19 protein-coding genes and 1 pseudogene are annotated in these 16921 nt (G+C 30.6%); 2 read left to right on the top strand and 18 right to left on the bottom strand.

The annotated features are described in order from the left end of the window. The 8 genes and pseudogenes from AGR56_RS21250 to AGR56_RS03580 all read right to left on the bottom strand — a co-directional run bounded on the left by AGR56_RS21250 (nucleotide 1) and on the right by AGR56_RS03580 (nucleotide 5825). Nucleotides 1-537, bottom strand: coding sequence for a polysaccharide deacetylase family protein (locus AGR56_RS21250; RefSeq protein WP_242851532.1), 537 nt, complete (start codon nucleotides 535-537; stop codon nucleotides 1-3). Further along, entirely contained in the window at nucleotides 531-911 is a 381-nt protein-coding gene (locus tag AGR56_RS21245; RefSeq protein ID WP_242851287.1) for a hypothetical protein, read from the bottom strand. The genes AGR56_RS21250 and AGR56_RS21245 overlap by 7 nt, the downstream gene beginning before the upstream one ends. A 235-nt stretch (nucleotides 912-1146) precedes the next feature. Further along, complete coding sequence (locus tag AGR56_RS03600) at nucleotides 1147-2505, bottom strand: MATE family efflux transporter (protein ID WP_053241169.1); 1359 nt, start codon at nucleotides 2503-2505, stop codon at nucleotides 1147-1149. Nucleotides 2506-2573: 68 nt separating this feature from the next. Beyond that, nucleotides 2574-2834, bottom strand: coding sequence for a hypothetical protein (locus AGR56_RS21240; protein WP_231015389.1), 261 nt, complete (start codon nucleotides 2832-2834; stop codon nucleotides 2574-2576). Beyond that, nucleotides 2835-3557, bottom strand: a complete 723-nt coding sequence (locus tag AGR56_RS03595; RefSeq protein ID WP_231015386.1) for an ABC transporter permease — start codon at nucleotides 3555-3557, stop codon at nucleotides 2835-2837. Next, on the bottom strand, nucleotides 3557-4300 hold the full coding sequence (locus AGR56_RS03590; RefSeq protein WP_053241168.1) for an ABC transporter permease: 744 nt from the start codon (nucleotides 4298-4300) through the stop codon (nucleotides 3557-3559). Before AGR56_RS03590 ends, AGR56_RS03595 begins: the two co-directional genes overlap by 1 nt. 10 nt (nucleotides 4301-4310) lie before the next feature. Then, nucleotides 4311-5248, bottom strand: a pseudogene (locus AGR56_RS03585) (ABC transporter ATP-binding protein). Further along, on the bottom strand, nucleotides 5241-5825 hold the full coding sequence (locus AGR56_RS03580; RefSeq protein ID WP_331000626.1) for a MarR family transcriptional regulator: 585 nt from the start codon (nucleotides 5823-5825) through the stop codon (nucleotides 5241-5243). Before AGR56_RS03580 ends, AGR56_RS03585 begins: the two are co-directional and overlap by 8 nt. Before the next feature lie 352 nt (nucleotides 5826-6177). Between AGR56_RS03580 and AGR56_RS03575 the strand changes: the two genes are divergently transcribed. Together AGR56_RS03575 and AGR56_RS03570 are read left to right on the top strand one after the other, a co-directional pair. After that, a complete protein-coding gene (locus tag AGR56_RS03575; RefSeq protein WP_053241167.1) occupies nucleotides 6178-6897 on the top strand; it encodes a DUF421 domain-containing protein in 720 nt (239 codons plus the stop codon). Between the two features lie 75 nt (nucleotides 6898-6972). Further along, nucleotides 6973-7338, top strand: coding sequence for a DUF4363 family protein (locus AGR56_RS03570; RefSeq protein WP_053241166.1), 366 nt, complete (start codon nucleotides 6973-6975; stop codon nucleotides 7336-7338). 130 nt (nucleotides 7339-7468) lie between these two features. Here the strand turns inward: AGR56_RS03570 and AGR56_RS03565 are convergent, their stop codons facing one another. The 10 genes from AGR56_RS03565 to AGR56_RS03530 form a co-directional block, all read right to left on the bottom strand. Further along, the gene (locus tag AGR56_RS03565) at nucleotides 7469-8338 is read right to left on the bottom strand and encodes a methionyl aminopeptidase (protein WP_053243269.1); all 870 of its coding nucleotides are present in this window, start codon (nucleotides 8336-8338) and stop codon (nucleotides 7469-7471) included. Nucleotides 8339-8351: 13 nt separating this feature from the next. Beyond that, on the bottom strand, nucleotides 8352-9032 hold the full coding sequence (locus AGR56_RS03560; protein WP_053241165.1) for a DUF5680 domain-containing protein: 681 nt from the start codon (nucleotides 9030-9032) through the stop codon (nucleotides 8352-8354). Between the two features lie 260 nt (nucleotides 9033-9292). Continuing rightward, nucleotides 9293-10312, bottom strand: a complete 1020-nt coding sequence (locus tag AGR56_RS03555; RefSeq protein WP_347460382.1) for a hypothetical protein — start codon at nucleotides 10310-10312, stop codon at nucleotides 9293-9295. Nucleotides 10313-10448: 136 nt separating this feature from the next. Then, complete coding sequence (locus tag AGR56_RS23220; protein ID WP_347460381.1) at nucleotides 10449-10790, bottom strand: hypothetical protein; 342 nt, start codon at nucleotides 10788-10790, stop codon at nucleotides 10449-10451. A 489-nt stretch (nucleotides 10791-11279) separates the two neighbouring features. Then, on the bottom strand, nucleotides 11280-11417 hold the full coding sequence (locus tag AGR56_RS20015; RefSeq protein ID WP_157055655.1) for a hypothetical protein: 138 nt from the start codon (nucleotides 11415-11417) through the stop codon (nucleotides 11280-11282). 232 nt (nucleotides 11418-11649) lie between these two features. Then, on the bottom strand, nucleotides 11650-13005 hold the full coding sequence (locus AGR56_RS03550) for an MATE family efflux transporter (RefSeq protein ID WP_053241164.1): 1356 nt from the start codon (nucleotides 13003-13005) through the stop codon (nucleotides 11650-11652). 348 nt (nucleotides 13006-13353) lie between these two features. After that, nucleotides 13354-14310 carry a 2-hydroxyacid dehydrogenase gene (locus AGR56_RS03545; RefSeq protein WP_053241163.1) on the bottom strand — a complete coding sequence of 319 codons (957 nt, stop codon included), beginning with the start codon at nucleotides 14308-14310 and terminating at the stop codon, nucleotides 13354-13356. A gap of 79 nt (nucleotides 14311-14389) precedes the next feature. After that, nucleotides 14390-15046: an ATP-binding cassette domain-containing protein gene (locus AGR56_RS03540; protein WP_084756856.1), complete on the bottom strand. Its 657-nt coding sequence runs from the start codon at nucleotides 15044-15046 to the stop codon at nucleotides 14390-14392. 110 nt (nucleotides 15047-15156) lie between these two features. Next, a complete protein-coding gene (locus AGR56_RS03535) occupies nucleotides 15157-15915 on the bottom strand; it encodes an ABC transporter permease subunit (protein ID WP_053241162.1) in 759 nt (252 codons plus the stop codon). Next, the gene (locus AGR56_RS03530; RefSeq protein ID WP_053241161.1) at nucleotides 15890-16900 is read right to left on the bottom strand and encodes an ABC transporter substrate-binding protein; all 1011 of its coding nucleotides are present in this window, start codon (nucleotides 16898-16900) and stop codon (nucleotides 15890-15892) included. The genes AGR56_RS03535 and AGR56_RS03530 overlap by 26 nt, the downstream gene beginning before the upstream one ends. Nucleotides 16901-16921: the final 21 nt, after the last annotated feature.

The following is a 16921-nucleotide window of genomic DNA, read 5'->3' as shown; positions in this document are numbered from 1 at the left end:
TTAATTTGGAAGATCATCTAAAGTTTTAAATACATATCCCCTATTTTTCCATTCTTTAATTAAGCTATCTAAAATATTGGCATTGGTTTTAGACATTGCATGAAGTAAACAAATCATACCACCACGGGTATTTTTTAGAAGCATTTTCTTAGCCGCCTCTGGATCAGGCTGTTTATCTGCATTGTAGTCCTCATGTGCAAGAGTAAAAAATATAGATTTATACCCAAGCTTTTGAGTATAATAAAGTGATAACTCACTAAACGTACCCTCTGGCGGCCTAAAATATTTTGACATTTTACAGCCTGGGATACTGTTTACAGCTTTTTCTACTCCAGTAATTTCAGCATCAAAAGTAGTCTCATTCGTAAATGTAGGCATAGATTTATGATGTACAGAATGATTTCCTATTAGATGCCCCTCTTTAATCATCCTTTTTAATAAATCAGCATCTGCAACTCCTTTAAAACTGCCAGTTACAAACGGCTTAGTCACAAAAAAAGTAACATGAACATCATTTTTCTTTAGAGTATCTAAAATGCTGGGAGTATATCCATTTTCATATCCTTCATCAAAAGTAAGATAAATAACTTTTTTGAAGTATCTCCAAATCCATACCCTTTATATTTAGATAGCAACGCTGCGCTATCCCTTGCTGAATAAAGCCATGACCAAAATATAGCTTTAGTGCTAAGCGATGATGTATTAGATATCACTAATGGTGTAAATGTCTTTGGTGTAGATGTTACTTTCTTTGGCTCTGTTAATCTTTTATTATCAAGAGTTTTATTTATCCCCTTATTACTTGAAACAGACGTATGTTTATTATTTTTTGCTGCATTTTGATTTACTCCCATGCAGCCAGACAGGAGTGCAGTCAAGGCCATACATAAAATTATATTTTTTTTAAGCAATTTAATCCCTCCAAATGCATATAGCGACTATTGATATTATATACCTTAATAATATTTTAATTGTTACTAAATGGTTACCAATAGGTAACATATTAGGTTATATCTATCAATAAACTCATTTAACTATTTAACATAGATTCTCCTTCTTCCTTAATTTCTGCACACACAAAAAAAACCGCATCAGAAAAACTTAATGCTTATGCGGCTTAAACTTAAAACATAGTAATAAATTATCTTAAATACAACTTTGTTCACTAGCTGTAATACTTTTAACATTCAATTTATGATATGCTACATAATAAGCAATCATGAGTAATAACTCCGCTCCTGCCCAAGCAGATACTTCTGCAATACAAACTCCTAAAAAACCTAAGTACCTTGGTAAAATAATAGCTACAGATAATCTTATAACTAATTCAAGCACACCTGATATCATAGGAATCATGGTATTCCCCATTCCTTGTAGTGCAGAACGATATATGAATAACAAACCTAAATCCCATATAAGCAAGGACATAACAACTAAAAATTGTCCAGATACCTTAAATACTCCTATTTGATTTGATGCTACAAATAATGAGACAATTTGATGTCTAAAGAAAAATAAAAACAAACTAATAAAAATATTTACTGTCGTAGATACTTTAATACAATCTATAATTCCTATACGAATTCTATCGTACTTTTTAGCTCCTAAGTTTTGTCCTGTAAAAGTGGACATGGCAAAGCCAAAGGTAACCCCGGGTTGTTCTGCCAACGCCGCAATTTTCATAGCAGCAGTGTATCCTGCAACATATACTGAACCATAACCATTTACAATTGTTTGTAAAATCATGCCTCCAACCGCAGTAACAGAATTTTGAATTGCAGCTGGAATCCCTAAAATAAATAACTTCTTGCACACCTTAAGATTAAGCTTCCAATCCTTCTTTGCAATTTTAAGCATTTCATGTTTACGAACCACTCTATAACAAAGAATACATGATAAAACCTGTGCAATATCAGTTGAAATAGCCGATCCTGCAACACCCAATTTGAATCCCATAACGCACATAATATTTAACACTATATTAACTAGGGATGAAATAATCATTACATAAAAAGGTGTTTTGCTATCTCCAAACGCCCTTAAGATTGAAGAAAGCAAGTTGTAAAATATAGTTGCTATGATGCCTGCATAAATAATACTTATGTAAAGATTAGCATCCTTTATTATATCTGATGGCGTATTTAGTAATTTAAGAAGTGGCATTGAGGTTAACAAGCTTAAAATAGTTACAATAATAGCAATAAAAAGCGATAAATATACAGACATTGCAACTGTTTTCCTTACTCCAGCTTCATCACCCGCTCCAAATCTTTGAGATACCAATATGCCAAAACCATTTGCAAGTCCAATTATAAATCCAATAATCATAAAATTAATAGATCCCGTAGAACCAACAGCTGCAAGAGCATTAACGCCTATTCCCTTTCCTACTACAATACTATCTACCATACTATAAAATTGCTGAAATATGTTACCTATTAGCATTGGTGCAGAAAATTGAAGTATTAGCTTTGTTGGTTTTCCAATTGTCATATCTTTTGTCATTATAATAATTCTCCATTTTCACTTTAGTATTTACTACATTATTGTAACATATTTTTTAACTAATTCCTTTAATAAACACCTTTTTTCACTTTTTTATTAGTAATAAAACTTCCTATAAACCAAAGAGCTACAATCCAAACGAATAAATATATAAGTTCACCCTTAAACTTAAAAATGCTGCTTCCATTTTCTATTCCTTGGCTCATAGTCATGTATGCTTTTTGAGGTATTACATTGCATATGGTATCTAGAATTTTATTGCTTCCAGTGAAGGAAATAAAGCAGCCTGCAAGTATTGATGTTATCGTGTAAATACCAGTCGCTGCCATTTAGGTTTCTCTTTCAATAGCTGCTGTAAAAAATAAGGCAAGAGATGTAGAAAGTAAACTTAAAATTGCAATTAATACAGCAAGCATTGGAAGATCAAAGCCCATCGTTACTCCAAAACATACCTTTGTTATTACAATTGCAATATAGCTTGGAACATATAAACATACAAATGTAAATATTCCTTGTGCTAAAATATATTGTCTTTCACTTACTGGACCCGTTAAAATTCTTCTAAAGGTATTTAAAAGCTTGTCTTCTGAGAAAAGTAAAGTCAAAGCTACTCCCTGCATTAAAATAATCATTGTAACAAAGCCTAATATGTTAGTTCCAATTCCTCTTTGATTTTCTCTATCTTTTTCAGTTTCTGTAATTTTATCTGTTTTTAAAAATTGTTCTATTTTTTTCTTATCTTCTTTATTTTTTAAGGTAGTTATTTTATAGCTTTCATCGCTTTTTTCCTCTACAATAGCCGCATACTCACCAAGAAGCAATTTAGATTTTGCTGGTTTTTTAGTCATCACATCAATTTGAACCTTATCATTTTTAGGAAAAGCTTTGCTGCTGCTAGTTATTAATGCAATTTGAGCTTTAGGCTGTGCTTTTGCCGAAAATAGCACTCCAAGCCCGATCATAATTGGTACAACTATAATTGCTACTATAATAACAGCCTTCTGTGCCATGATTCTTCTAAAATTATTCTTTAATAAATTAATTAAATTCATTATACATATTCCTCCGGTTTAAAAATAATTTGACATAGAATAATGCAGATTATTGCTGCAAGCAATGTTATAACTATGGTTGGCAAATATATGCTAAAGTTATTATCATAAATTACTTGAAAAGCACACTGCGTAATCCATCTTAGAGGTGATATATTAGATAATGCCTCTACGGTTTTCCCTAGGCTTGCTATAGGAAAAAATACACCGCCCAAAAATACAAATATTAAAATAGGAATTTGCATTACTCCATTTGCTCCTTGTTCACTTTTAAAAATGCAGCAAAATAGTACACCTAAGCAGCTGCCAAAAAATCCTAGTGCATTTATTAACAGTAAAATATATAAAATATTTTTTCCTCCAAAATTGATGTGAAAAAGATATTGTTCACCAAGCATTATAAGACTATAACAAACTGCACCAACAATATAACTAACTATAATTTTAGATAAATATATTTCTGTTTTAGAAACAGGTGCATATACAATTCTTGTATTTCCCTTTCTCACGGTTTCTTCCATAAATACATTTGTTGCCGTCATAGAAAGCATCATACCCATAAAAATCATAAGTGTAATTCCATAATAGTCATAAGAAGTTACATTTTCCGAACCATAACCTTCCTTTGCAATAAAACCTATAGTTCCAAGCAATATTATAGGAAGTAAAGTATTTATAATTAATAGCATTGGATTTCTGAGAGTATTCTTAATATCAAATTTAACTATATTTATAAAATTCATGTTTCCACCCCTAATCTCTTAATTTTTTTCCTGTTAGTTCTAGAAATACAGTTTCTAAAGAGGCTTCTGTACTTGTCATACCTTCAATGGTGCAATCTGTTTTAGTTATTTCTGATATTATTTTATTAAAGCTATTTTTAGATTTTTTGCAGTTATTTTTACTGAATTTTCTGATATTTTTGTTTTTAATACACCTTCTATTTTATCAAATTCATCATCTTTTAACTTACTTACATCGCTGACCTTAATAGAATAGGTTATCTGATCATCAACTTCTTTTTTAAGTTCCTCTTTGGTACCTTCTGCAATAATTTTCCCTTCATTCATAATTATAATTCTATCTGAAATTGCTTCTACCTCTTCCATGTAGTGTGTAGAATAAATTATAGTTGCTCCATTTTTCCTAAGCCTTTTAATAGATTCTAATATATGATTTCTCGATTGAGGATCAATGCCTACTGTTGGCTCATCCATAATAATAAGCTTTGGTTTATGCGCAATAGCACAAGCTATGTTAAGTCTTCTCTTCATTCCTCCTGAAAAAGTCTTTGGCTTGTCATCTTTCCTGTCATAAAGTGCTACTAATTCAAGTGCTTCTTTTACATTATCTTCAAGCTGTTTACCCTTTAATTTATATAAGCTTGCAAAGAATCGCACATTTGCTTCAGCGGAAATTTCCTCGTAAATAGCTAAATCCTGCGGAACTATTCCAATTCCATATTTTATAGTCTTTGCATCCCTTCTAAAGTCCTTTCCAAGTATATTTACCTCTCCGCTGTCCGCTTTTAGTATTGTAGCTAAAATATTAATAGTTGTACTTTTTCCTGCTCCATTTGGCCCAAGCAGACCAAGTATTTCACCTTCCTTCACCTGAAAACTTATTCCTTTAACACCTTTCTTGCCATCATAAATTTTTTCTAAATTCTTAACTGTAAGCGTATTATTCATTTTTATTTCCTCCATTTCTTATTCTTCCGAACTCTTTTAATAACTTTTCATTTTCCTTTTCTAGTTTCTTCTCTTCAATTCCTATATTTGCATTTGCATTTTCTTCAAAACCGTCCATTTCTTCACCATCAAATCGGTACATCTTCTTTAAAAGCATCCACAATATTTCCATTTCCTCTCTTGTAAGAGACTTTGAAAGTTCTGCAAAAAAGTATGTAGATTTTTTTCCGCTTTCTATAGTTGCCTCACGTCCTGCCTCTGTAACACTCACATTAACCGCCCGTTTATCACTTTCACTAGGCATCGTAATAACATAACCCTTATTCTCTAATATTGTTATAATTTGCTTTACACTTTGTTTAGTAGTCCCAAGCTTTTTAGCAATATTATTTAGTGTTGCTTTCCCTTCTGGTAAATGGTAAATTGCCATTATTGCCATGAGTTGCCTAGAAGACAATTTATCAAAATATTTAGCTTCATGCACCTGCATCTTATTTGTAAGAGAAAATATTGTTGTATAAATTTGCTGTATTAAAAATATTTCTCTGTAATTATCCATCTCTTCAAATTTACTCATAAAAATCCTCCTATAAAATAGTAAGCTTACTGTCTAAATTAATAGTATCATCTTAATTAATAAAAGTCAATATACTGTCAAATATTTTTATTGTTTTTCTTCATTCACTAATATACAGGCTATTTTTTACGTCTCAAAAATAAAGTTTGTGCATATAGTTCTAGCCAAAGCAATAAATTTGACTTTTTATATAGACAATGTATTTACTTTTATTATAAATCTGCGCAAAAATAAAGTCAGTATATTGTCTTTTTCTTTTTATGTAAACTAATAATAATTTTACGTGAATAATCATGACAATTTTGTGTTATCCTACTATAATATAGTAAAACTTAAATATGGAGTGATATCATTGAACGAAGGGCTTGTAGTATTTGTAAGAGCAATTATGGCTTTTTTATCATTATTGATATTTACTGAACTTCTGGGCAAGAAACAAATATCCCAACTTACCTCATTTGATTACATATTAGGAATTACCATTGGATCTATAGCAGGCAGCATGACAACTGATTTATCAAGCATGGCTTGGCCTCATTGGGTCGGACTTTTTACTTGGGTAGCTGCTGGATTAGCTATTGATTTTCTCACAACAAAATCAAGAACTGCAGCAAGATATATAGAAGGAGAACCAGTTATAATAATAATGAATGGTAAAATATTAGAAAAAAATATGCAAAAGTTAAGATACACTGCTGCAAATCTACAGCAGCAATTAAGATGCAAGAATATATTTGACATAAGCGAAGTTCATTTTGCAATATTAGAAGCAAACGGTGAGCTTTCTGTTTTAAAAAAACCTGGATTACAGCCTGCAACTGCAAACGATATGAATATCCCATCAACTAAAATTGGAATAGGTATAGATTTAATTTATGATGGCGTTGTTGTAGATTTAAATTTAAAACAAATTAATCGCAATCGCCAATGGCTTAAGTCAGAACTAAAGAAACAAGGCGTAAATGACCCTTCTGATGTTTTTTTAGCTACTTATGAAGCCTCAGATTCTCTATACATAGATAAATTTAAAGATAAAATACAAAAAAATCATGACTTTAAAGGTCCATATTAAAATTATACTCTAACTGAACTTCGCCTTATTTCAAACTTGAAAAATTGATGTATTCTTATAAAAGAAGGTGCAATAATGAAAAAATTATTTGCTATGTTAATTCCTATTTTAATCTTAATCTTTTTTATACTAATCATGCTTAGTGGTCCATTTCTTAAGAAACCTAGAGGAAGCTACGACGATGTCATAAAAAATATTGATATAACCACAAAAGCAGTATTATCAGAGAATTGGAAACTAGCAGAACAAAACACAAAAAAATTAGATTCTGCTTGGGAAATTGTTATTAAGAGAATTCAATTCAGCACTGAAAGAACTGAAATAAATAATATTTCTTTAAATATTGCCCGTCTTAAAGCCTCTATTGCTGCTAAAGATAAATCCTCAGCATTAATTGAATTAAGTTCGGCAAAAGAACATTGGAATGATCTAGGTAAATAAAATAATTGCGAATTAACAATGCTTCGTTGTATTAAAAAAATTCTATAAATCTAAAGTGAAAAAATGCAAATTGAAACATGTAAGTATTTTGTGATTTTTTCACCAAGATTTATTAGAGTTTTTTAAATTGTTACTTTGCAATTATCTCTATGCCATTTTCAGTTACAAGAACAGTATTTTCCCACTGTGCTGAAAGCGAGCCATCAGCTGTTAGAACAGTCCATCCATCGCTTTCATCTATAACTATTTCACGTCCTCCAGCATTTATCATTGGTTCAATTGTAAACACCATTCCAGGTGCCAAAACCATTCCAGTTCCCTTTTTTCCTACATGACAAACATAAGGATCTTCATGAATATCTATTCCAACTCCATGACCGCCAAATTCTCTAACTACTGAGCAACCTTCACTTTCTGCATACTCCTGAATTACAGCCCCTATATCTCCTAAAAATCCCCAAGGCTTAACTGCTTTAAGTCCTTTTTCTAAACACTCTTTAGTTACTTCAACTAGTTTTTTAGCTTCCTTACTTACCTCACCAATCATAAACATTCTTGATGCATCTGAATAGTATCCATTTAGTATAGTTGTCGCATCTACATTTACTATGTCTCCACTTTTAAGCACCACATCTTTATTTGGTATTCCATGACATACTACATTATTTATAGATGTGCAAATGCTTTTAGGATATCCTTCATAATTAAGAGTTGCTGGGATTCCTCCATTATCTACTGTGTATTCATATGCTAATTTGTCTATCTCTTCTGTTGTCATTCCCTCTTTAATATTCTCGCTAATTAAATCTAAAAGACCATTATTAATTATTGCACTTTTTCTTATTCCCTCAACTTGTTCTTTATTTTTTATCATTTTTCTCGTTGGTATTATGACTCCTTGTCTCTTTAAATTTTTTAACTTCTTATCAAATTCAAAGTGACAATTCTTATACTTTAATCCACTTCTGCACCAACATAAATCATTTCTACTTAATTTCATAATATTATCTCCATTATTCAATTTTTCCACCATGAAAAAAACATTCATAGGTCTTACTATTATTATAGTAAATTTCCTCATATCCTTGAAACCATTTAAAATCTCCGTTAATAATACAGTGATATTTATACTGCCCTCTTTGATATATAATTGGTCCGCGATAAGGATTAGCTTTAGTTACTAATCTCAATACTTCCTTTAAAAAATTTCCAGAAAATTCTTCACTTAAAACTCTTCCTGTATAATTCATGGCCCAAAAAGGAACATTATTTTTCCACAAAGCTTCTTCTCCTGAAAATTGTTCTCCACCTAAATATGTATCAATATATTTCAAATCGTCTTCTATATACTCAAGGTCATGGGAATTAGGCCTTGAAGGTTTAGTTTCATCGCCTTTTCCTGCATACGTTGATTTTTTAGCCCTTATTAAAAAATCTATTACCTTTTCATCAGTAAAACTAACTTTGTTCTCTTCTATATTTAAACGACAATTTTCCTCATAATCATTCACTAGTTCATCAATACTTACATTAAAGAACTCACTTAATGCAATTAATCTAGCAATATCAGGATATGACTGAGAAGCTTCCCACTTTGCAACTGCCTGCCTGGATACCCCTAAAACTTCAGCTAGCTTTTCCTGCGATAATCCCCTTGATTTTCTGAGTGCTTGCAGCTGTTTCTGAAAACTCATTTTTCTTCACCTCTAAAATCAGTATACTATTACTATCAGCATATTTCTACCAATTTAACATAACAACTCTGACAACTAGCAGTTGCATATCACTTAGTCTAACACAATTTTCCTTATGCTGTCTTCTGAAAGGCTATATTCATTTAAAAACTCTGTAATCTTTATTCCATTTTTATACAGCTTATATATTTCTAAGTTTCTTTGCCTTTATCTCCATTTTTCATATAAAAAATATATTTAATATTTTATAATTTTAGATATTAAGCTTTAGGAACTTCTTTTACATAGCGCCATGTTATTCCATCATCTTTTGATTGATACAAGGCCTTGCATCCTGCATTATAATCTCCATCGGATCCTTGTCCCACTAAAACATTAAGACTTCCATCTTTCTTATAAGGCATTCCAGGTAAATCAAAAGGATTATAAGTTTGACCATTATTTAACGATACTTTTACCTCTGGAAAATCAATCTTTTTGTAAGATATCCCTCCATCTTCTGTACGATATAATTGTCCATTACCTCCACCATTATAGGATAAGCATAAAAATCCAAGTTTATCATTCAAGAAAGTTATTCCAGCTGCCGAACCTATAACTCCTGAAAATGGATCCTCATTTATAGTTTTCCATGTGACTCCCCCATCAGTAGTTTTGTTTAGTGAATAAGCTCTATTTCCTAATGCTACTGCTGTTACTTTTAAACGATATCCAACCTTTTTGGATAAATAAAATTGATTTGTAGCATTATAAGACTCATCAGCAATATCATCTTTTCCCTTTGAAGATTGTGATGTTTTAGTATTATATATATTATCTACTAAATTATATCTTACAGGAGTATCTATACTCTCTTTCCCTGGCACAAATACAGAAACAATATATCCTATTATTTCTGAGTAGGCATTAACATTTGAATTCATATTTCTCTTTGAATCAATATAAACAATGCCATTTGTGTTATATCCAAAGCTTCGCTTGCCATAATAAAGAATGCCATATTGTTTTTCATTCCATCTGCTAACTGTCTTCTTAAGTGGAATTACCTTCATTGTCTCAATTAATGGTGCTAAAAGTTTATCCTTGCTATAATTCGCATTTACATAACCATTTAAAAGTACAGTTACATTTCCTGACTTAATGCTATCATAACTAATTAAATAACTCTGGAGCTTACCTTTATCATTTTTTCCATAAAGATATGTATCAAAAGATATAATTTTTCCGTTAGAATCAAATTTAAGACTAAAATTATTTGAAATATACAGCTTCTTAGGCATATTTACTTTAGAGTTGATATCTGTAAAAATCCCGTCTATGCCATCTTTATATATATTATCATGCTCAAGTTTTACAGTTCTTTTATTCTTTAAATCTTCTAAAACCCATGCTAGTTTTCCATTGTATTTTGTTCCACTATGATATATTTTTTACTCCATAAAAACATGTTATGAGAACTATTCCTATTATAACTACACAAATCCACTTAGTCTTACACTTCGAATAGAACTCACTTCTATCTAAACTTTGCTCTAGTGCAGCTTCTGGCTTTTTCACAGTTCTAATTATTAGAATTATAAACCAAGCCAAAAAGAATACCATGCACCCAAACAATATACTTATATTATTATTGATTCTTCCAAATCTACATAAAGTGTATAGTTCATAAAATGAAATCCAATATACTAATATAAATAATAAGTCGGCCGCCATTGATAAAACCAAATCTCTTTTTGTAACTTGCTTGTACCTTTTCATTTTTTCTTTTACTCCATCTCATTTTATTATATATAACAATTAAAGTATACAACAAATTTCCAAATATTGATATTTATTTGTTAGTTGTTTTATAAAAGTTTTAAATACTTTTTATTTCATCATTTTCCTAAAAAAATAACAAAAATCACGCCTATTGAAGTTTATATTTTTCTTGAATTACTCTCAAAAGGTTTCATTCATATGCAATTTTTTAATATATATAAATTTTTTTATTATGCCTAATTTTTTATGTAGTGTCAAATAAAAAAGTCTCTAGATATTTTTATATATACCTAAAGACCTTTTAATGCATCAACTAAGTGTATCATTAATATCTGACCTTATATAAATTTCGTCAAAGTCATGCTTTTCAGCGTTCATTTTAATGTTGATTAAATTTATATTTTTCAAATATTTTCAGTGGATAAAAACTAGTGAGTATCCATTTTTGTCTTATCTATTTTTTGCCCCATATAAGTTGAAATTTATTCATCTATTCCAGTTGTCTGATCCTGGTAAGTGACCAGTATGTGAATTAGATGAAAAAATACTTGCTGCAAAAATAGTCATTCCCAAAGTTGTAATTAGCGAAGCACATAAAATCGATGAAATCAAAAATTTTTTCATAAAAAATCCCCATATCGTTTTTGTAAATTATGTACATTAATTCATATGAATTCCATATTATCACTAAAATCAAAAATGTCAAATATATCCTGTATAACTTAAATAAATTTGTATTATATAGGATATAACTAATAAAAATAGCAAATTTCATGTTAAGTAAATTTTGTAATACATAATTTCATAAATTTTTATTAGTATTCTTTTAAAACATAACTAAATAATTATATTATTTTTACTTATGTACAACTATTGATTTTTCTCTCCACTTACCTTGTTTATAACGTACTACACTCGCAGTACCTGTAATAAGCCATGTAAGCCCTGTAGTGAGCCATACACTCCAAACTCCAAAAGCAGGAACCATAGCCAAAGCACTTGAAAACCCAACTCTTCCAATAACCTCTACAAAACCATTAATCATAGCATAAAATGCATCTCCTGTACCATTTAATAATCCCCTTGTAATATAAATCATTCCAAGTGGAAAATACATGCAACTAGTAATCTTAATTGCCTTAGCTCCAAGCGCTATTACAGCTTTATCATTAACAAATACTTGCATAATAGCATGTCCACCAAGTTGAGCTGCAATAAGTGCCACGATGCTAAACACAATCACTATTAAAATGCTTTTATGATATCCTTTTTTAACTCGCTCTAGTTTATTAGCTCCCATATTCTGTCCTGCAAAAGTAGACATTGCTGCACCTAAGGAATTAAAAGGCTGCTGTATAAGCTGCTCTACTCTACTTGTTGCGGTATAGGCAGCAACAGCTATCTCTCCAAAGTGATTTACAACTCCTTGCAATGCCACTAAAGACAAAGCAATCATAGAATTTTGTACTGCTACAGGAATACCAATCTTTATACATTTATTAATAATTGGCCAGCTTACCTCCCAATGTTTTCTTTTCAATTTGAAATACGGATTTTTTAATACTGCAAAGGCAGCACAGCCAAAAGCCGCAGTTCCTTGAGAAATTACAGTAGCATAAGCTGTCCCAACTACACCGAATCCAAATTTAAGAACAAAAATCAAATCTAAAACAACATTGATTGCGCAAGACGCAACTAAAAAAATTAGAGGTGTTTTTGAATCCCCTAAAGCTCTAAGTATCGCAGCTATAGCATTATATGCTGCCACTGCTATCATACCGCCAGATACAATTCTTAAAAATCTAGTAGCATCATCTAAAATTTCAGGTGGTGTCTGCATGATTTGTAAAACTAAACGTGCAAAAATAACAGCTAATATACTCATAACTATTCCTGCTGTTCCAATAACATAAATTGCATTGGTAATGGCTCTTTTAACATGTTCTTCTTGTTTAGCACCAAAGTACTGTGAAATAATGATTCCTATTCCAACCGATAACCCTAAACACACAGAAAAAAACAAAAAGTTTAAGGAACCAGTAGCACCAACTGCTGCCAAAGCATTAGCGCCAACATATTTTCCTACAACAATAGAATCAATTATATTATAAAACTGTTGAAAAATATTGCCGATAAGCATCGGCAGAGAAAACCTTATCAAAAGTGAAATTTCATTTCCTTGTGTCATATCATGTACATATTTTGTTGACATATCCCTTACCCCATACTTTCTAATTTATCTCTTAATCTTATTTTTGCTATATATTAACCTGCCACGTTCAATTATAATATATACTGCCAGTATATATCTAACAATTTTTAATTATTTATTATAATGTGTAAAATACACAAAATTCTACGTAATCTATAGTGCAATTTGCCATAATTTTATTTCATTATATATTTTTTGAAAGCAGCTTAAGACAAAATGTGGCTGTCCCACTAAAAAATTGCAAAACAATCATAATAGTGAAGTTACCCCCCTCTTCACTTTAATTAGTTCGTAATTTTTTATATCCAGTGTGACAGCCACATATTAATTTTTTATAAATAAAATTTTTTAATATTCCACTATATTTTGAGGCTCTCCGTCCATCCATTTAATTATATTATCAAACGTAATATGTGCCCTTCTTATCATGGCTTCTTTTGTCGCAAAACCAATATGAGGAGTGAGAACTGCGTTGTTTTCTTTAAGAATAGTATATTCCTTATCAAGAGGTGGTTCTACATCAAATACATCAATTCCAGCTCCTGCAATTTCCCCCTTACTTAAAGCTTCTGCTAAAGCATTATTATCTACAATTGGTCCTCTTGCTACATTTATTAATACAGCACTCTTCTTCATAATAGCAATTTTTTCTTTGCTTATTAAGCCTTTTGTATCATTGGTTTGTGGAAGATGGATTGATACAACATCACTTTGTGAAAGAAGCTCGTCTAAGCCTACGTATTTTACACCTATTTTTTTAAGTTCTTCTTTTTGACTTCTATTATATGCAATAACATTACATCCAAAAACTTTTGCAATTTTACATACCTGTGCACCTATGGCCCCTGTGCCAACAACACCAAAAGTTTTTCCACTTAAATCACTTTGAGAATATCCATCTTTAGTTTTCCCTTCCCTTGTAAGTTTATCAAGTGGAACTATATTTCTAAGTACAGATAGGGTTAGTCCAAAAGTAAGTTCAGCAACAGAACTAGTACTATAACCTGCAGCATTAGAAACTGTTACTTCTTTGCCTTTTAATGCTGCAAGTTCAACATGATCTACTCCTGTAAAGGCTATTGACATCATTTTAAGTTTAGCATCTGTATTTATTACTTCTGCTTTAAGAGGCATATTAGCTAAAACAATAACCTCCGCATCATTAACTCTTTCCTTTAAGGTTTTGGCATCTGTAACTTTATTATTGTAAATTACAAGCTCATTTCCCCTATCAGTAATAGGTTTTGCAATATCCCTGAGTTCTTTTTCAGAAAGTCCAAGTGGTTCAATAACCGAAATCTTCATACTATGTATCCCTCCATTATTTGCTCTGAATAATTTTACAATAAACTTAGTTATGTATTTTGTCAATTAAAAATTAATCTTAACTGTGCTCCTTACTTTCGTCCCTATTTTTCAAAATTTCTTCATAATTTTTCACTTCGCTTATTCTTGTACATCTTTCTTCAAATGGAATATCAATGGTCATATATTTCTTGATTTTTAAAGGTGGTCCTTCAAAAACATATATATTGTCAGCCATGTATGCAGCTTCAAAAGTATCATGAGTTGTATATATAAAAAGCTTGTTATTATATTTACAATGGTTAACTATAAAATTCATTAAGCTTGTTTTAAGTTCCATATCTAACCCCTTAAAAGGCTCATCCATAACTATAATATCTCCATTATAGGCAAGTGCCCTTGCTATTGACACTCTTTGTTTCATACCACCGCTGAGTTCCCTTGGAAAATTATTTTTAAACTTAGATAGTTTAACCAAATCTATATATTTTTCAGAAATTTTTTCAGCTTCTCTTTTACTATAATTACTTTCAAGAACAAACATAATATTTCCTTCAACACTTAGCCAAGGAAGTAGCCTATTTTCCTGAAAAACATATGAAAAGCTTTTATCTTCCATTCCTTCTATTTTGCCAGAATATGAAGTTATAATTCCTGTAATTATGTTTAATAAAGTTGATTTTCCACAGCCTGAAGGTCCAAAAATGCAATGAACTTTATCCGATGAAAAGCTCATATTAAAATTTTCAATTACTTTTAAATTGTTATATTTTTTTTAATGTCTTCAAGTTTTATCTCCAATACTTACTCATCACCCCTTTTAACATAATATATATACTTCGCACGTTAATATTTAAACTTATCCTTGAGCGTTAATTTAAATAAACTTTCAAGTGCGATACTAATAACTATAACAACAAAGGTCCACGCAAAAAGTTCATCTGAATCCATATATAATTTTGCATTGTACAGCTGCCCACCTATGCTATATTTAGGATTGCTTAAAACTTCTGCTGCAATACTTGCTTTCCATCCCAAACCTATACTGCTAATGCAAGCTGCTGAAAAATAAGGTATGACACAAGGCACATAAATTTTATTAAAAATCATTACTTTTTTTACTTTGTATAACTTGGCCATCTCTAAAATATTCTCATCAACATTTCTTATTCCTTCAATGATATTAGTCCAAATGAGTGGAAAACACATTAAAAAACATATAAATACATTCACATTATTAGAAGAAAACCACACTAAAGCTATTATTATAAAAGACATTATTGGCGTGGTTTTTATAGCAATTACCATTGGATTCATTAATTCATAAATAAACTTATTTACACTGCATATAATACCAAAGATAATGCCAAGTACAATAGATATCACAATTCCTGCTAGAGTTCTAAGCATTGAAGCTTCAACAGACTTCCAAAATTCTAACTTAAAAACAAATACTTTTAAAGCTTTAAGAACGCTGATTGGTGCAGGAACATATAGCTCATTATTAATTAATAGATAAATGACCTGCCATACACCAATCCAGAATAATAAAACTACAAATTTATTTAGTATTTTTTTATTATCTCTCGTAATAGAACCCTTCATCTGGTAATTTTCCCCCTACAGACTTAGGATTAAAAGCAAATAAAACCTTATAAAATTGATTCATAAATGTTTTTGCCTCTTTACTATCTATATATACTATATTAGAATATGGTATTGCTTTTTTGGCAACTTGTGCTTTTGGAACAATCTTATATTTTTCTATCAAAGTTGAAGCTTTATCCACATTGTTATTTACAAAATCCACAGATTTTTTATATTCATCAAGGAACTTGTTGAAATCCTTCTTATTTTTTTCTATATATTTTTTCTGAACTATTATGCAGCCCATAGCAAGTTTACTATCACTGCCCATTGATTTGTTCCATTCCTTAGTCAAATCAAGTGCAATCCTCAAATTTTTATTTTTCATCATAGCTGTAGTTACAAAAGGCTGCGGCAATACAGCTACGTTTGTATTTCCAGCTGCAAGTGCTGTAGCTAAATCCGCATGCTGAGTTTTGTACTCTACGTTTATGTCTTTTCCAATGGTTAAGTTATTCTTCTTTAATATGTTCTGCAATACATAATCTGCTGTAGTTCCTTTACCACTTGCACCAATAGTTTTTCCTTTAAGATCTGAAACACTTTTTATACTACTACCATTTTCAAGCACATAAAGAATACCTAAAGTATTTACGGCCGCAAATTGAACCTTACCTTTTGTCTTATTATATAGCGAAAGAGCCAAATTAGTTGGTACTGCTGCAACATCTATTTCACCATTAACTATTTTACCCACCAATTCATCTGGACTATCAGAAAGTGTAAACTTATAATCTAACGCAGATTTTTTTTCATCTTGATTCTCCATCAACTGCACCATTCCCATTCCAGTTGGACCTTTTAGAGCAGCAATGTTCATAACAGTTTTTTTAGTTATATCTTTAGTTGTACTATTTTGTTTATTTTCTCCACATGCTGTTAAAGCAAGTATGAATACTAAAGTGGTAAATATTACAATTGATTTTTTGATAATTTTTTTCATGAAATCCCTCCAAATACGTCT

Origin of the sequence: Clostridium sp. DMHC 10 (assembly GCF_001270375.1) — a bacterium.
Taxonomy (GTDB): Bacteria; Bacillota; Clostridia; order Clostridiales; family Clostridiaceae; genus Clostridium_S; species Clostridium_S guangxiense.
This window is presented reverse-complemented; position numbering and strand designations above follow the sequence as displayed.

Bases quoted from the DNA above. Each gene is read 5' to 3' on its own strand.
- AGR56_RS03545 (WP_053241163.1), bottom strand. From the start codon at position 14,310: ATGAAGATTTCGGTTATTGAACCACTTGGACTTTCTGAAAAAGAACTC.
- AGR56_RS03540 (WP_084756856.1), bottom strand. From the start codon at position 15,046: ATGAGCTTTTCATCGGATAAAGTTCATTGCATTTTTGGACCTTCAGGC.
- AGR56_RS03530 (WP_053241161.1), bottom strand. From the start codon at position 16,900: ATGAAAAAAATTATCAAAAAATCAATTGTAATATTTACCACTTTAGTA.
- AGR56_RS03600 (WP_053241169.1), bottom strand. From the start codon at position 2,505: ATGACAAAAGATATGACAATTGGAAAACCAACAAAGCTAATACTTCAA.
- AGR56_RS03565 (WP_053243269.1), bottom strand. From the start codon at position 8,338: ATGAAATTAAGTAGAAATGATTTATGTTGGTGCAGAAGTGGATTAAAG.
- AGR56_RS03555 (WP_347460382.1), bottom strand. From the start codon at position 10,312: ATGCCTAAGAAGCTGTATATTTCAAATAATTTTAGTCTTAAATTTGAT.
- AGR56_RS03535 (WP_053241162.1), bottom strand. From the start codon at position 15,915: ATGAAGGGTTCTATTACGAGAGATAATAAAAAAATACTAAATAAATTT.
- AGR56_RS03560 (WP_053241165.1), bottom strand. From the start codon at position 9,032: ATGAGTTTTCAGAAACAGCTGCAAGCACTCAGAAAATCAAGGGGATTA.
- AGR56_RS03590 (WP_053241168.1), bottom strand. From the start codon at position 4,300: ATGAATTTTATAAATATAGTTAAATTTGATATTAAGAATACTCTCAGA.
- AGR56_RS21240 (WP_231015389.1), bottom strand. From the start codon at position 2,834: ATGGCAGCGACTGGTATTTACACGATAACATCAATACTTGCAGGCTGC.
- AGR56_RS03550 (WP_053241164.1), bottom strand. From the start codon at position 13,005: ATGTCAACAAAATATGTACATGATATGACACAAGGAAATGAAATTTCA.
- AGR56_RS23220 (WP_347460381.1), bottom strand. From the start codon at position 10,790: ATGAAAAGGTACAAGCAAGTTACAAAAAGAGATTTGGTTTTATCAATG.
- AGR56_RS03570 (WP_053241166.1), top strand. From the start codon at position 6,973: ATGAAAAAATTATTTGCTATGTTAATTCCTATTTTAATCTTAATCTTT.
- AGR56_RS03580 (WP_331000626.1), bottom strand. From the start codon at position 5,825: ATGAGTAAATTTGAAGAGATGGATAATTACAGAGAAATATTTTTAATA.
- AGR56_RS03595 (WP_231015386.1), bottom strand. From the start codon at position 3,557: ATGAATTTAATTAATTTATTAAAGAATAATTTTAGAAGAATCATGGCA.
- AGR56_RS20015 (WP_157055655.1), bottom strand. From the start codon at position 11,417: ATGAAAAAATTTTTGATTTCATCGATTTTATGTGCTTCGCTAATTACA.